Source organism: Mesorhizobium sp. B2-5-7, from assembly GCF_006440875.1.
Lineage (GTDB): Bacteria > Pseudomonadota > Alphaproteobacteria > Rhizobiales > Rhizobiaceae > Mesorhizobium > Mesorhizobium australicum.
This window is the reverse complement of record NZ_VFUO01000002.1, coordinates 350,093-364,056: the sequence shown is the minus strand read 5'-3', so window position 1 is coordinate 364,056 and position 13,964 is coordinate 350,093. Positions and strand designations below refer to the sequence as shown.

Annotated in this window: 13 protein-coding genes and 1 riboswitch; of the genes, 5 read left to right on the top strand and 8 right to left on the bottom strand. The window is 64.6% G+C overall.

Translation table 11 applies throughout. The annotated features are described in order from the left end of the window. Positions 1-26 precede the first annotated feature (26 nt). The 3 genes from FJ543_RS09180 to FJ543_RS09170 all read right to left on the bottom strand — a co-directional run bounded on the left by FJ543_RS09180 (position 27) and on the right by FJ543_RS09170 (position 2,385). Complete coding sequence (locus FJ543_RS09180; protein WP_140874794.1) at positions 27-797, bottom strand: amino acid ABC transporter ATP-binding protein; 771 nt, start codon at positions 795-797, stop codon at positions 27-29. Continuing rightward, positions 794-1,474 carry an amino acid ABC transporter permease gene (locus tag FJ543_RS09175; RefSeq protein ID WP_027141826.1) on the bottom strand — a complete coding sequence of 227 codons (681 nt, stop codon included), beginning with the start codon at positions 1,472-1,474 and terminating at the stop codon, positions 794-796. The genes FJ543_RS09180 and FJ543_RS09175 overlap by 4 nt, the downstream gene beginning before the upstream one ends. 137 nt (positions 1,475-1,611) lie before the next feature. Continuing rightward, positions 1,612-2,385: an amino acid ABC transporter substrate-binding protein gene (locus FJ543_RS09170; protein WP_140874792.1), complete on the bottom strand. Its 774-nt coding sequence runs from the start codon at positions 2,383-2,385 to the stop codon at positions 1,612-1,614. Between the two features lie 301 nt (positions 2,386-2,686). Here FJ543_RS09170 and FJ543_RS09165 point away from each other — a divergent pair, with 301 nt between their 5' ends. Continuing rightward, positions 2,687-3,550 carry an RNA polymerase factor sigma-32 gene (locus FJ543_RS09165; protein WP_015315297.1) on the top strand — a complete coding sequence of 288 codons (864 nt, stop codon included), beginning with the start codon at positions 2,687-2,689 and terminating at the stop codon, positions 3,548-3,550. 16 nt (positions 3,551-3,566) lie between these two features. On the opposite strand, the gene FJ543_RS09160 is transcribed toward FJ543_RS09165, so the two are convergent. The 4 genes from FJ543_RS09160 to thiB all read right to left on the bottom strand — a co-directional run bounded on the left by FJ543_RS09160 (position 3,567) and on the right by thiB (position 8,731). After that, a complete protein-coding gene (locus tag FJ543_RS09160; RefSeq protein ID WP_023784820.1) occupies positions 3,567-5,036 on the bottom strand; it encodes a M48 family metalloprotease in 1,470 nt (489 codons plus the stop codon). Positions 5,037-5,265: 229 nt separating this feature from the next. Further along, the gene (thiQ, locus tag FJ543_RS09155; protein ID WP_140874790.1) at positions 5,266-6,042 is read right to left on the bottom strand and encodes a thiamine ABC transporter ATP-binding protein; all 777 of its coding nucleotides are present in this window, start codon (positions 6,040-6,042) and stop codon (positions 5,266-5,268) included. After that, complete coding sequence (gene thiP, locus FJ543_RS09150; RefSeq protein ID WP_140874788.1) at positions 6,035-7,654, bottom strand: thiamine/thiamine pyrophosphate ABC transporter permease; 1,620 nt, start codon at positions 7,652-7,654, stop codon at positions 6,035-6,037. Before thiP ends, thiQ begins: the two co-directional genes overlap by 8 nt. Positions 7,655-7,732: 78 nt before the next feature. Further along, positions 7,733-8,731 carry a thiamine ABC transporter substrate binding subunit gene (gene thiB / locus FJ543_RS09145; protein ID WP_140874786.1) on the bottom strand — a complete coding sequence of 333 codons (999 nt, stop codon included), beginning with the start codon at positions 8,729-8,731 and terminating at the stop codon, positions 7,733-7,735. A 43-nt stretch (positions 8,732-8,774) separates the two neighbouring features. Further along, positions 8,775-8,889: riboswitch (TPP riboswitch) on the bottom strand. A gap of 86 nt (positions 8,890-8,975) precedes the next feature. Here thiB and FJ543_RS09140 point away from each other — a divergent pair. From FJ543_RS09140 to FJ543_RS09125, 4 genes are all read left to right on the top strand, one after another. After that, on the top strand, positions 8,976-9,635 hold the full coding sequence (locus FJ543_RS09140; RefSeq protein ID WP_140662666.1) for a thiamine diphosphokinase: 660 nt from the start codon (positions 8,976-8,978) through the stop codon (positions 9,633-9,635). A gap of 1 nt (position 9,636) precedes the next feature. Then, complete coding sequence (locus tag FJ543_RS09135; RefSeq protein WP_140874784.1) at positions 9,637-11,457, top strand: ABC-F family ATP-binding cassette domain-containing protein; 1,821 nt, start codon at positions 9,637-9,639, stop codon at positions 11,455-11,457. Between the two features lie 151 nt (positions 11,458-11,608). Beyond that, positions 11,609-11,851, top strand: a complete 243-nt coding sequence (locus tag FJ543_RS09130; RefSeq protein ID WP_140822558.1) for a type II toxin-antitoxin system CcdA family antitoxin — start codon at positions 11,609-11,611, stop codon at positions 11,849-11,851. Next, entirely contained in the window at positions 11,851-12,150 is a 300-nt protein-coding gene (locus FJ543_RS09125) for a CcdB family protein (protein ID WP_015315289.1), read from the top strand. The genes FJ543_RS09130 and FJ543_RS09125 overlap by 1 nt, the downstream gene beginning before the upstream one ends. Positions 12,151-12,190: 40 nt before the next feature. Here the strand turns inward: FJ543_RS09125 and FJ543_RS09120 are convergent, their stop codons facing one another. Next, positions 12,191-13,954, bottom strand: coding sequence for a hypothetical protein (locus FJ543_RS09120; protein ID WP_140874782.1), 1,764 nt, complete (start codon positions 13,952-13,954; stop codon positions 12,191-12,193). Positions 13,955-13,964: the final 10 nt, after the last annotated feature.

Here is a 13,964-nt window from a genome sequence, read left to right as displayed (position 1 = left end):
TTGGGGGAAGGCCGCGATTGTCGCGCCTATGCGCCTCCCTCTTTCTCCGCCGCCTCCTGCTTCAGCGTGGCGATAAACCGCTTGGTGCGTTCGCGCTCCGGATTGCCGAACAGCTTGGCGGATGGCCCTTGCTCGACGATCACGCCAGCATCGAGGAACACCGCCTCCTGGGCGATCTTGGAGGCCAGGCGCAAATCATGCGTCGCCATCACCATGGTCGTTCCCTCGCTGGCGAGCTGACCCAGCACATCGACCACCTCCTGCGCCAGCTCCGGATCGAGCGCCGAAGTCGGTTCGTCGCACAGCAGCACCTTCGGCGACGGCGCCAGGGCGCGGGCGATCGCCACGCGCTGCTGCTGGCCGCCCGACAGCGTCGCCGGCCAGGCATCGGCCTTATGCACCATGCCGACCTTCTCCAGCAGCGCGAGTGCCCGCTCATGTGCCTTCTGCGGCGACCATTTGAGCACCGTGACCAAGCCTTCCATGACATTTTCGATGGCGGTGCGATGCGGAAACAACTGGAAATTCTGGAACACCATGCCGGTCTGCAGGCGCAGACGCCTTATGTCCGCCGCCGGCACCTTCCCGCCCGGGCGGAACTCAAGCGTCTCGTCACCGATCCGCACCGTGCCCGAGGTTGGGATCTCCAGCAGGTTGATGCAGCGCAGCAGCGTGCTTTTCCCCCCGCCGGAAGGGCCGACAAGCGCGGTGACGCTGCCTTCGGCGATGGCGACAGTCACCCCCTTCAGCACGAGATTGTCGCCGAAACGCTTTTCGATGTTGGTGAGGCTGATCATGAGCGTGCCTCCAGGAAGCCGCCATAGCGGTTGAGCCGCTCCTCCAGTCGCGTCTGCAAGGCCGACAGTACCGAACTCATCGCCAGATAGAGGATCGCCGCCTCGACATAGAGGATGAGCGGCTCATAGGTGGTGGCGACGATGCGTTGCGCCGCCTGGAACATTTCCGGCACGGTGATGGCGGCGGCCAGCGACGTGTCCTTGACCAGCGAGATGAAGGTGTTGGAGAGCGGCGGCACCGCCACCCGTCCGGCTTGCGGCAGAATGGTGCGCCGCATCGCCTGGCTCCAGGTCATCCCGATCGAATAGGCGGCCTCCCACTGGCCCTTGGGCACCGAGCCGATGGCCGCCCGGATGATTTCCGACGTGTAGGCCCCGATGTTGAGCGTGAAGCCGATCAGCGCCGCGGTGAAGGCGTCAAGCAGGATGCCGACCGACGGCAGGCCGTAGAAGATCAGGAAGAGCTGCACCAGGAGCGGCGTGCCGCGGAATATCCAGACATAGAAGCGCACGAGCGCCACCAGAGGCTTCGGGCCGAACAGCCTGCCGAGCGCCGCGCCCAGCCCTACCGTCAGGCCGAGCACGAAGGACAGCAACGTCAGCGGCACGGTAAAGATCAACGCTGCCCACAGCAGCGAGGGCAGCGAGTCCAGCATCAGTTGCAGCCAGTGCGGCACGAAAGATCCTCCGGAATGGACGGGGAGCGTCATCGAAGCGCGAATGCGCCAGCCATATCACGACAAAAGCGGCGAGCCGTCAAAGACGACTCGCCGCTGGATACGTCGCAGGGCGACAGCCGGCCCCGCCTGGTGAATTACTTCGAGACGTCCTGGCCGAAATAGGTGTCGGCGATCTTCTGGTAGGTGCCGTCCGCCTTGATGTCGGCCAGCGCCTTGTTGATGGCCGCGACCAGCTCCGGATCGCCCTTGCGCACAATGACGCCGGAGTAATCGGCATTCTCTTCCTGGGCGGCGATCTTCACATTGGCGTCGGGCTTGTGCTTCTTGAAGTCGAGGAACGACAGGCTGTCATTGATGGTAGCGTCCGCACGGCCGGTCAAAAGCAGCTGGATCGACTGGTCGAAGCCGTCGGTGCCGACCAGTTCGGCGCCATTGGACTCGGCCAGCTTGCCGAAATTGGATGTCAGCGACTGCGCCGACTTCTTGCCCTTGAGGTCGGCGAAGGCCTTGATATCGGTGTTGTCGCCGCGCACGATCAGCACTGCCTTGGAGGCGATATAGGGATCGGAAAAGTCGTACTTGGCCTTGCGGGCGTCGGTGATGCCGACTTCGTTGATGACGGCATCATAACGGTTGACGTCGAGGCCGGCGATCAGCCCGTCCCACTTGCCTTCGAGGAACTCAGCCTTGACGCCGAGCTTATCGGCGATCGCCTTCGCGATCTCGACATCGAAGCCAACCAGCGCGCCGGAAGCGTCATGGTAGGTGAAGGGAGCGTAGGTGCCCTCCGTACCGACCTTGATGATTCCGGCCTGCTTGATCTGGTCGAGATTGGCGCCGGCGTGGCCCGATGCGACGGCCAGGGCCTGCAACGTTCCGGCGATGATGAGTGACTTGAGCCATTTCATTTTTCTGTGATCCCGTCCTTGGCCGGTAACCCGGCATGTTGTGAGGGCTGGAAAATGACAGATGCACGTCGAAAAAATAAGGAATGAAATTTCAAACAGAGCGTCTTCCGGAAATCAAATTCTCCGGAAGGAATTCACTCGTAGGCCCGGAAGTTCCAGACAGCTGCGCGGACGCTAGCGCTTGCCCTGCCCGCACCGGCGGAACCTTTCTCGCGCATGACAGTTTTGGCTGTTGTAGGGCACGCCGCCGTCATTTCAAGTCGGTGTCTGCCATTCGCCTCGCCGAGCCACGGAGCGCCTTATGATGGAAGACACGGCAGGACGGATCATGGTCCGCGCGGCAATGAAGGCACCCTATCTCGAGCGCGAGGAGGAGCATCGGCTGGCATTGCTCTGGAAGGAAGACAACGATCAGAACGCGCTGCACAGCATCACCGTCGCCCACATGCGGCTGGTTATTTCCATGGCCTCGAAATTCCGCCATTACGGGCTGCCGCTCGGCGATCTGGTTCAGGAAGGCCATGTCGGACTGCTCGAGGCCGCCGCCCGTTTCGAACCGGAGCGCGAGGTGCGTTTCTCGACCTACGCGACGTGGTGGATCCGCGCCTCGATGCAGGACTACATCCTGCGCAACTGGTCGATCGTGCGTGGTGGCACCAGTTCGGCGCAAAAGGCCCTGTTCTTCAATCTCAGACGCTTGCGTGCGCGTCTCGCGAACGGCGCCGAGCCGCTCTCCAACACAAATCTCTACCGCGAGGTTTCGGTTGCGCTTGGTGTATCCGAGGCTGATGTGGCGATGATGGATTCACGGCTGTCGGCTCCGGATTCTTCGCTGAACGTGCCGCTGGCCGACGACGCGGGCGGCACCGAGCGGATGGATTTCCTGGTCTCCGACGATCCCTTGCCGGACGAAATTGTCGGCGACAAGATCGATGTCGCGCGCCGCTCGCTTTGGCTGAAGGAAGCGCTTCACGCGCTCAACGCGCGCGAACTCAGGATCATCGAGGAACGCCGGCTGAATGACGAGGGGGCCACGCTCGAGGCGCTCGGCGAGACGCTCGGCATCTCCAAGGAACGTGTCCGCCAGATCGAGGCGCGCGCCATGGAAAAGCTCAAGGTCGCGCTGGTGAAGCAGAATCCGGAATTCATGGCGACCGCCGCCTGATCTCCCGCTCGGGCTTTTATTTGTCGGTGACGATCTTGACCTTGTCGCCGGCCGAAACCGCGGCCCCCGGCGACAGCGCATTGAGCACGCGGAACAGGTCGAGCTTGCGGTCGACGCCAACCATCTGCGCGGCAAGCGATCCCATGGTCTGTCCCGGCTGCACGGTGAGCACACGAATATGCAGTGGCTTCAGTGCCGCCTTCTCGGCGGGGCTGAGGATACGGAAGGAGCCGCTGACCGAGCGCGCCACCGTTTCAAGCGAGGTGCTGGCCGAGGGGGCCGCGGTCAGCAATCGGTAGACCTGGCCGCCGGCGCGGATCACAGCGATATCGAACTGCCAGCCTTCGGCGCCTGCATGGGCGGTCGCCGCCTCATTGCCGTTGATGGTTTCCTGCTTGACGGTGCTGTCGTCGAGCCCGGCCACCCAGCCGCTTCTGATATAGTCGGTCAGGGCGCGGTTCTTGTCGATCGAAACGCCGTCGAAGCGGATCGCTATGTCGCCGGGACCGGTCGCCGTCACCGCCGCCGCCGAATTGTCGATGATGAAACCGTCCGGCACCGTGAACGACACGCCCAAGCCTGGATGCAGGAAGGTTTCGCCGCGCACATAGCCTTCTTCCGGCGTGTCGCCGTAAAGCAGGCCGTCTATGCCGGCGAGGAAGGAATCGCGGTCGCGTGTACCGAAGCCTGGCGCACCGAACTGGCGGGCGTGCCGCTGTGCCAAATCGATGCGTTGCGGCGTGTTGGGGTGCGTCGCCAGGAAGTCAAGGCTGGCGTCGGTGGCGCCGCTGATCGAGCGGAAATCGGTATAGGCCGACATCGATTGCAGGAAGCGGCCGGCGGCATAGGGATCGTAGCCGGCTTCGCCGATCGACTTGATGCCGATGGCGTCAGCCTCAAGCTCCTGGTTGCGCGAGAACTGCGCCAGCCTGAGCTTGCCGCGGATAAGTGCAGCCTTGGCGGTCGGGCTGTCGCCAAGCACATCGGAAACGACCTTGGTCGCCAGACCTTCCTCGGCCTCCAGCTGCTGGCGCTGCAACCCATGATTGGCGGTGACGTGGCCCATCTCATGCGCGATGACGGCGGCGAGCTCGGACGAATCATTGGCCAGCGCCAAGAGGCCGCGCGTTATGTAGAGATAGCCGCCCGGCAGCGCGAAGGCGTTGACGTTGGGCGAATTGAGGATGGTGATGCGATAGGTCTGGGTTGGGTTCGCCGACACCACGGTCAGATTGCCGACCACCTTGGCGACCATGCGTTCGAGCTTGGGATCGGAATATTCGCCGCCATAGGTCGCCAGGATGCGCGGATGCTGCGCCTTGGCGAGTTCCGCGAGCTTGTTGTTGGCGGCGACATTGTCGACCGTGATCGGCTTGTCGGATGGCTGGAAGCCTGATTCCTGGACTTCCGGAGGCGTGAACATCTGGCAGCTTGCCAGCGCCACGGCAAAGCCGGCCAGCGCCAGAAAGCGCGCCAGCGGGTTCATTCGTAGCCTGTCAACGCCGATCGCCAGAACGGCTTCCTTTCAGGTCCCTGCACATGACCACATGCGCAAAACAAACTGCTACAGTATCCGTCACGCGCCCCTCGGAGCATGCGGCGGAAGCTGTAGGCAAATCACGGCCTGTGCCGGACCGGTATCGAGCGGACCTAGCCACACTACTCCAGTCATGGCAAGCAAGCGCCACATCGCATCGGGCCGGTTTGAGCGTAAATTATGTCCGCTTCCGGGCAATATCTCGTGATAAGGAATCCCCGGCACCGGCTCCGATATAGCGCCGGAATGCCTCCGGACCAGCCCCGGCAAAGAAATCATCCGCCGTGCCGATAGCGGCGACCGCGCCGTTCTCGATAAACACCAGCCTCTGACCGATGCGGCGCGCATCTTGCGGCTGATGCGTGACGAACAGCACCGTCATGCCACGCTCGGCATGCAGGCCGGCAACCAGGTCGAGCATATCGTCTCGCAAGGCGGGCCCAAGCGAAGCGAAGGGCTCGTCGAGCAGCAGCACCGGGCGGTCACGCACCAGCACGCGAGCCAGGGCAACGCGCTGGCGCTCACCGCCGGAAAGTTCGCGGGGCAGCCGCTTCTCCTTGCCGGCAAGGCCGGTGCGCGCAAGCGCATCGGCGATCGCAGCGCGATCGCCTTCGGCCAGCCGCAACGATGGCGAACGGCCGAGCCCGACATTCTGCTCGACGGAAAGATGCGCGAAAAGGTTGTTTTCCTGAAAAACCATCGACACTGGCCGCGTCGCCGGTGGCGCGGTGCTGACATCGGCCCCGCCGATCAGCACGCGACCGGATCGCGGCGGCTCGAACCCGGCCACCAGATTGAGCAGCGTCGACTTTCCGGAGCCGCTCGGTCCCATGATGGCGGTGATTTGCCCCGCCGTGAACTCGGCATCGAAGGTGAACAACGTCTCGCCATAGCTGAACGAAACCTTGTCCAGCCGCACCGAAACCCCTTTGCCGCCAGCCGCCCCGTCAGACATTGCGGGCCGTCTCCTTTCCCAGCCGGTCCGCTGCCAGCACCAGTGCCAGGCAGACAAGGCCGAGCAGCAGCGCCAAGCCGGCGGCGTCCTCGGTTCGGTAGCTGCCCATGCGCGCCAGGAGAAGGTAGGGCAAGGTCTGCACGGAATCACTGCCGAACAGGGCGATGACGCCGAGATCGCCGAGCGACAGTGCCATGGCGAAGGCAAAAGCGGTGGCCAGCGGGCGCCGCAACGTCGGCCAGTCGACCAGCCACAGTCTTGACCAGCCGGAAATTCCAAGCTGCGCGCAAAGCCGCTCGTGACGCTCGCTTGCCGCATCATAGGCGGGACGGATGGCGCGCAGCGCAAAAGGCATCGCCATGACAGCGTTGACGGTGACGACCATGAGCGGGGCGATGGCTAACACATCGCCGACATGGCGCAGCAACAGGAACCAGCCGGCGCCGACGACGATCGGCGGCACGACCAGGACAAACCCGGCGCCGGTATCGGTGGCATGTTCGAGCAGTGTCCTTGCCCCGAAGCGGCGGTTCGACGCCAGCGCCCTGCGCGCCATGGTCAATGCCAGCGAAAGCATCACCGAAAGCAATGCCGAAAGGAAAGCGAGCACGGCACTGGTCAGCGTCGCCTGACGGACAGTGGCCTCGCCTGCAAGCCGGCCGAGGTCGGCGCCAAGGCCGGCCGCCACGGTTGCCGCCATCGGCCCCGCAACGAACAGCAAGGCCAACACGATGAGCGTCGCGTTCAGCCAGGCTTCGGTCCTGTTGACGGAGAGGTAGCGGCGCGGCGCGACCGGCAGGTTGATGTCGCCGACGACGTCGGCTCCGAGTCGGGTCAACGCCAGCACCACGATGAAGGTCAAGGCGATCTGCAGCATTGTCAGCGCGACAGCCCTCGCGGGATCGAAATCGAAGCGCAATGCCTGATAGATGCCGACTTCGAGCGTCGTCGCGGCCGGCCCGCCGCCGAGCGTCAGCACGATGGTGAAGGATGTGATGCACAGCATGAAGACAAGTCCGGCGACACCGGGCAGCGCGGCACGCAGCGTCGGCCACTCGATCAGCCGGAATGCCGGCGGCGCCCCCATGCCGAGCTGGCTCGCCAGCCGCCACTGGTCGGAGGGAATGGTCTGCAGCGCCTCGAGGAACAGGCGGGTGGCCAGCGGCAGGTTGAAGAAGACATGGGCGACGAGAATGCCGGACAGGCCATAGATGCCCGGCCAACCCTGGCCGCCGACGGCGCTGAGAAAGCCGGAGAAATAGCCGGCGCGGCCATAGAGCGCCAGGATGCCGAGCGACGCGACGATCGCCGGCAGCGCCAGCGGCACGGCGAAGAGCTGCAGGATGAAGGCACGGCCGAAAAACCGTGGATGCCGCGACAGCGCCCGCGCCACGAACAGGGCCGGCCCGACCGAGAGCAGCGTCGACAGGGCCGCCTGCCAGAGCGTGAAGCGCACGACCCGGAACAGGTAGGGATCGAACGCAGCCCAAGCGCCGGAAAAATCGCGAGCGCCTTCGACAAGCAGCCCCGCAAACGCGCCGCCGATCAAAATGGCGATGGCGGCGAGCCCTATCACGCCGGCTGTGATGCGGGGATCAGAGCGGGTTTGCACGCCGCACCGTCAACGATTGGGTGAAGCTTGTGGAGCGTCGCCGTAGAGCGTTCATCTCACGAGATTAGCCCACAAAACCTACTTGCTCATCACCGCCAGCCATTCATCGACCCAGGCCTTGCGGTTGGCCGCCACCTCCTCCGGGCTGAACAGCAAGGTCTTGGTCGGCTTGACCAGTTTGTCGAAGGCGGGGTTGAGCGGCTTGTTGGTCTTGCCGGCCGGGAACATCCAGTTGGTCTCGGGGATCGCGTCCTGGAATTTCGGCCCGGTCATGAAGGCCATGAACTTTTCCGCCAGCGGATTCTTGGCGCCGGCCGTGGTGATGCCCGCGACCTCGATCTGCAGGTATTCACCTTCCTCGAACGACGCCGCCTGATAGCGCTCGGTGTTCTCGGCGACCATGTGGTAGGCCGGCGAGGTGGTGTAGGACAGCACCATCGGCGCCTCGCCCTTGGTGAACAGGCCATAGGCCTCGCTCCAGCCCGGCGTCACGGTCAGCACCTTGGTCTTGAGCTTGGCCCAGGCCTCCGGCGCCTTGTCGCCATAGACCGACTTCACCCACAACAGCAGGCCAAGACCGGGCGTCGATGTGCGCGGGTCCTGGATGACGATCTTGTCGTCGGCGCTACCCTCGACCAAATCCTTCAGGCTTTTCGGCGGCGATTTCAGCTTCTGGGTATCGTAGACGACGGCGAAGTAGCCATAGTCGAAGGGAACAAAAGTATCGTCGCTCCAGCCACCCGGCACGTTGACGTCCGTTATTGCGCCATGTGGCGCGAACAGGCCCGAGGCCTTGGCATCGGCGGTGAGATTGGTGTCGAGACCGAGCACGATGTCGGCTTTGGTCGAAGCGCCTTCCAGCTTGACGCGGTTGAGCAGCGCCACGCCATCGGCGACCGAGACGAACTCGAGATCGCAGCCGCATTCTGCCTCGAATTCCTTCTTCACCACGGGACCTGGACCCCAGTCGGCGGTGAAGCTCTCATAGGTGTAGACGGTGAGCTTATCCTTGGCCAAGGCCGGCCCGGACAGGGTCACTGCCGTGGCGGCGATCAGAAAATATAAAAGCGTGCGCATCGGCGCCTCCTTCGTTTGCGTTGAAAGGAATTGAGGCGTCGGAGTGTCCGAAACGTCTAATCCCTCCGCCGGTACAAACCGGATCAGGTTCAGCGGGTTGGCGACACTGCCTCTCAGCCGGCCCGCGAAATTCGCGTCCGGCACCCCGTTAGAGCGTTTCGACACATAGGCCGGGCCGATGACCCGCGCAAGTGGGACTTTGCCGCCTTCCGTTTCCCGTGCCGGGCTGGTAAGGCGACGGGATATGAGCACATTCACCATCCTGCTTGGCGGCGACCTCATCCGCACGCCTCGGCTCGACCGCCAGGTCGAAGGCTCGCGCGTCATCGCCGCCGACGCCGGCATCGGCCATGCGCGGATGCTGGGCCTCGTGCCGGAACTGTGGGTGGGTGATTTCGACTCGGTCCCGGCTGATCTGCCCGCCGACCTCGCCGCCGTGCCGCGGCAAACCTTCCCGGCGGAAAAGGACAAGACCGACGGAGAACTGGCGATCGCGGCCGCACTGGAGCGCGGGGCGACCCGCCTTGTGCTGGCGGGCGCCTTCGGCGGCAAGCGCGCCGACCACGCCTTCCTGCATCTGGCGCTTGGCCTGCGGCTGGCCGAAGCCGGAATGGATGTGTTTCTGACCAGCGGCGCCCAGGAAGGTGTTCCCTTGCTGCCCGGCAGGGCCGGCTTCGATTATGCCGACGGCACGCTGTTCTCGATTCTCGGCTTCTCCGAACTCTCCGGCCTGACCGTCACCGGCGCCAAATGGCCGCTCGACAAGGTCGAGGTGGCGTTCGGTTCGTCGCTGACCATTTCCAACGAGGTCAAGTTCGGCAAGACCGGGGGCCGCCTCGACATCGCGCTCGGCCATGGCCGCGCGCTGCTGCTCGCCCATCCCTATCCATTGCCCGAAAGCTGACATGGCCCCGCCTCTTCTCAATCTCGACGGGATAAGACTGACCTTCGGCGGCGCGCCGCTGCTCGACGGCGCCGCCTTGACCGCTTCGACCGGCGACAAGATCGCGCTGGTCGGCCGCAACGGGTCCGGCAAGTCGACGCTGCTCAAGATCGCCGCCGGCCTGATCGAACCACAGGACGGCGAGGTGTTCCGCCAGCCTTCGGCGACGGTGCGTTATCTGCCGCAAATGCCCGACATGGACGGCTTTGCAACCGTGCGCGCCTATGTCGAGGCCGGGCTCGGGCCCGCCGACGATCCCTACCGCGCCAGCTATCTGATGGAGCATCTCGGCCTGTCGGGCGAAGAACGGCCTGGCGATCTGTCCGGCGGAGAGGCCAGGCGCGCCGCGCTTGCCCGCGTCATGGCGCCGGAGCCTGACATCCTGCTTCTTGATGAGCCGACTAACCATCTTGATTTATCTGTCATCGAATGGCTGGAAGAAGAGCTCGTCCGGACCTCCTCGGCACTCATCGTCATCTCGCATGACCGCCGCTTCCTCGAGCGCGTGTCGCGCGCCACAGTCTGGCTCGATCGCGGCCAGACGCGCAGGCTGGACAAGGGCTTTGGCCATTTCGAGGAATGGCGCGACCTGGTGCTGGAAGAGGAAGAGCGCGAGCAGCACAAGCTCGGCCGCCAGATCGTGCGCGAGGAGCACTGGCTGCGCTACGGGGTGACGGCTCGGCGCAAGCGCAACATGCGGCGCCTGGGCGAGTTGCAGACCATGCGCCAGCGTTTTCGCGGCCATCGCGGCGCCGAAGGCACCGCGATAATGGTGGCAAGCGACGCCGCCGAATCCGGCAAGCTGGTGATCGAGGCCAAGAACATCGAGAAGAGCTTTGGCGACCTCACCGTCGTCAAGGGGTTCTCGACCCGCATCCAGCGCGGCGACCGCGTCGGCCTTGTCGGGCCGAACGGCGCCGGCAAGACGACACTTCTGAAGATGCTGACCGGCGAATTGGCGCCGGACGCGGGTTCGATACGGCTTGGCACCAATCTGGAGATCGCCACGCTCGACCAGAAGCGCGAGGCGGTCGACCCGCAAGAGACGCTGGCGCAATATCTGACCGACGGGCGCGGCGAGAACCTCGTCATCAATGGCGAGCAGCGCCATGTCGTGTCCTATATGAAGGATTTCCTGTTCAAGCCGGAACAGGCCCGCACGCCGGTGCGCGAGCTGTCCGGCGGCGAACGGGCGCGGCTGATCCTGGCGCGCGTGCTGGCACGGCCAGCAAACCTCCTGGTTCTCGATGAGCCGACCAATGATCTCGACATGGAGACGCTGGAACTGCTGCAGGAACTGGTCGCCGGTTTTGCCGGCACCGTCATCCTGGTCAGCCACGACCGCGATTTCCTCGACCGCACAGTCACCAGCATCATCGCGCCGGACGGCGGCGGCCGCTGGGTCGAATATGCCGGCGGCTATTCCGACATGCTGGCGCAGCGCGGCGGCACCAAGCTTGACGACCGCAAGGCGCGCGCCAAGGCGGAAGCCGGCGATGCGCCGGCACCGGGCAAGAGCGATCCGGCGGCGCCAAAAGGGCCGGCGAAGAAATTGTCGTTCAAGCAGAAGTTCGCGCTGGAGTCCCTACCCAAGAAGATCGAGGCAGTGACCGCGTCGATCTCGCGGCTGGAGAACAACATCGCCGACCCGGCCTATTACGAACGCGACCCGGCCTCGTTCCAGAAGACGATCGCCGCCCTCGACAAGGAGCGTGCGACGCTGGCCGCGCTCGAGGAAGAATGGCTGGAACTGGAGATGCTGCGCGAGGAGATGGAAGGGTGAAGAGCGGTCGGCCGTAGGCCGATCGATTGACAACGATTTGTCGACTGAAGCGACGAGCGCCCGGAGCCATAGTGGGGCGCTCCTTGCTGCGCCTGAGCATTGCCTCCACATCGGAATGCGCATACATTATGCGCATGTTGCGGAGGCCATTATGCGTAAGATTGCCTTGAATGCGATCCGTCAGCCAGCAAATCTGTCGATCGACTCGAACCTCATGCGGGAAGCCAAGGGGCTTAACGTGAATGTCTCGCGCGCTGCGGAAGCCGGCATCGCGGAGGCGGTGGCAGCTGAAAAGGGGCGGCTGTGGAAGCTTGAGAACCGTACCACGATGGATGCGTGGAACGACTACATCGACAAGAACGGCATCCCATTGGAAGAGTATCGGCAGTTCTGATGCCCCGCTATGATGTCTTCGCCGGTCGCGTTGAAGACAACTATTTGCTCGACGTCCAATCCGACCTGCTCGACAATTTCAAGACGCGGGTTGTCGTTCCGCTTCTGCCGGTCGCAACGGTGCCGCCGCCAATGCGAAAGCTTCATCCGATCTTCGAGATCAATGGACGGAAGCTGGTCATGGCGACACACCTGATCGCCACCGTTCCCGCAAGCGAATTGGTTGAAAGTCGGCTGAACCTGGCGAAGCATCACGATGACATCGTTGCCGCGCTCGACATGCTGTTCCAAGGATTCTGAACGGAGGCGACCGTCACGCCGCCCGTCTCAACCCGCCGTCTCAGCCCGCCGTCTTGGCCTGCCAGGCCTTGATCGCCTCGTCGAACACCTTCTCGCCGGGAATGCCCTTTTCCATGGTCAGCAGTGCCCGCCGTCCGGTCTTGTAGACGACCGGCACGTCGATCCAGTCCTGGCCGCGCAACAGGGTCATGTTGGCGTCTTCGTCGGCCTTGGTGTCGTTGAGCGCGACGAGGAAGAAGCCGTCGGCGATCTTGGCCGGGATGCCGATCAGCGGGCTGCCGGCGTCCTGTTCCGAACTCTTCATGGCAACGCGCAATATATTGTCGACGCCGCCGCCCTCGAACCCGTCTGGGGTCAGGAAGATCATCTCGATGATATGGCTGGCCGGCAGGGTCTGGTCGGTGTTGCGACGGATGGTCATGCGCAACTGGATGTCCTTGCCGGGAATGGTCGCCTCGGCACGGATCGCAGGCTCTGGCGGCAGGTCGCCGCCGGGCGATTCCTGCACCAGCGACCAAACGATGCTGCCGGGCTCGGCTGAACCCTGCGCGGTGCTGGTGCGCTCCTCATAGAAGATCGCCTTCTGGCCGACCGGAACCGAGGTTGGCGCCACGGCCGGAGCCGGTGCCGCCGGCCGCGTTGCGGCTGCCGGTGCGGGCGGCGGCGTGGCGGCGGCATCGGCCGGGGCCGCGGGCACGGTTCCGTTGGTGGGCGGTGTCGCGGGCGGGGTGCCCGCCGCGGGCGTGGTCGCGGCTGGCGCGCCTGCCGCGGGCGTACCGGCAGCAGGCGTATTGGCAGCCGGCGTATTGGCAGCCGGCGCGGGAACCGCCGGCGCTGCCGTGGCCGGCGCATTCGTTGCCGTTGGCGGTGTCGTCAGCGCGGCGACGGATTCGCCCTCGCCTACGCCGCTTTGCCCGCCGGCTGGGCCGGGGTCGGTCTCGCCGCCTTCAGGCGTCAGCCGCTGCGTGAACTTCGTGCCTTCCGCGCCGGTCGCGGGCGCCGGCGGCGTGGCCGCGGCATCGGTCGCCGGCTTGGCCGGCGTCGTTTTCACCGGCTCGGTTTTGGCAACAACCTTGCTGCTCTCCAGGCCCAGCATCTTGCCGAAGGCATCCTTGTTCAGCCAGATGCCGTAGCCGCCGCCGGCAACGACCAGCAGTGCGACGACGGCGGCGATCAGCCCGCCATAGCTGCGCTTGCGTTCGGCCGGCCGCAAACGCTCGAAAGTGTCGGTGGCGGCAGGCGCTTCGTCATCGGCAAAGACGTCGTCCTGGTCGTCGTCCCGATCCGCGTCCATCCCCGGCAAGGTCTTCTCGGAAAAGTCCGGAGCGGGCTGCACCGGCGCCGGCCTTTGCCAGCCAGGCTCGACCTTGGCGGCTGGAGCGGGCCGGTAGGGTTCGGGGTTCGCCGCCGGCTGTGCCGGCTTGTACGGCTCCGGCCTGACCGTGGCCGGGGCGGGCCGATACGGAGACGGAGCAGGAATTGCGGCAGCCTCCGCCTTGGCCGGCTGCTTGACGTGGTTCGACTGGTTCTTGTTGCGGTCGATGGAGGAAAAGATGTGTTCCAGTTCCGCGAGCGGATCCGGCTCGGGCACACTCTTGACATAGTCCCGCTCGACGCCGGCAATGGCGTCGTCCAGCGCGCGTTTCTGTTTGTCTATGGCCTCGGAAGCCAGCGGCGGCGAATATTCCGCCAGCTTCTTGGCCAGCATGGCGCGCACGCTGTTATAGATGCGCGTACGCTTCTCGGGCGTCTCGTCGCCGTGCTTCTCGAACGCGTTTTTCAGAACAGCAACGAAATCTGCCATGCTTCAGTCG

Excerpts from the sequence above, each read along its gene's own strand:
- FJ543_RS09180 (WP_140874794.1), bottom strand. The coding sequence starts at position 797 with ATGATCAGCCTCACCAACATCGAAAAGCGTTTCGGCGACAATCTCGTG.
- FJ543_RS09170 (WP_140874792.1), bottom strand. The coding sequence starts at position 2,385 with ATGAAATGGCTCAAGTCACTCATCATCGCCGGAACGTTGCAGGCCCTG.
- FJ543_RS09165 (WP_015315297.1), top strand. The coding sequence starts at position 2,687 with ATGATGGAAGACACGGCAGGACGGATCATGGTCCGCGCGGCAATGAAG.
- FJ543_RS09160 (WP_023784820.1), bottom strand. The coding sequence starts at position 5,036 with ATGAACCCGCTGGCGCGCTTTCTGGCGCTGGCCGGCTTTGCCGTGGCG.
- thiQ (WP_140874790.1), bottom strand. The coding sequence starts at position 6,042 with ATGTCTGACGGGGCGGCTGGCGGCAAAGGGGTTTCGGTGCGGCTGGAC.
- thiB (WP_140874786.1), bottom strand. The coding sequence starts at position 8,731 with ATGCGCACGCTTTTATATTTTCTGATCGCCGCCACGGCAGTGACCCTG.
- FJ543_RS09140 (WP_140662666.1), top strand. The coding sequence starts at position 8,976 with ATGAGCACATTCACCATCCTGCTTGGCGGCGACCTCATCCGCACGCCT.
- FJ543_RS09135 (WP_140874784.1), top strand. The coding sequence starts at position 9,637 with ATGGCCCCGCCTCTTCTCAATCTCGACGGGATAAGACTGACCTTCGGC.
- FJ543_RS09130 (WP_140822558.1), top strand. The coding sequence starts at position 11,609 with ATGCGTAAGATTGCCTTGAATGCGATCCGTCAGCCAGCAAATCTGTCG.
- FJ543_RS09125 (WP_015315289.1), top strand. The coding sequence starts at position 11,851 with ATGCCCCGCTATGATGTCTTCGCCGGTCGCGTTGAAGACAACTATTTG.
- FJ543_RS09120 (WP_140874782.1), bottom strand. The coding sequence starts at position 13,954 with ATGGCAGATTTCGTTGCTGTTCTGAAAAACGCGTTCGAGAAGCACGGC.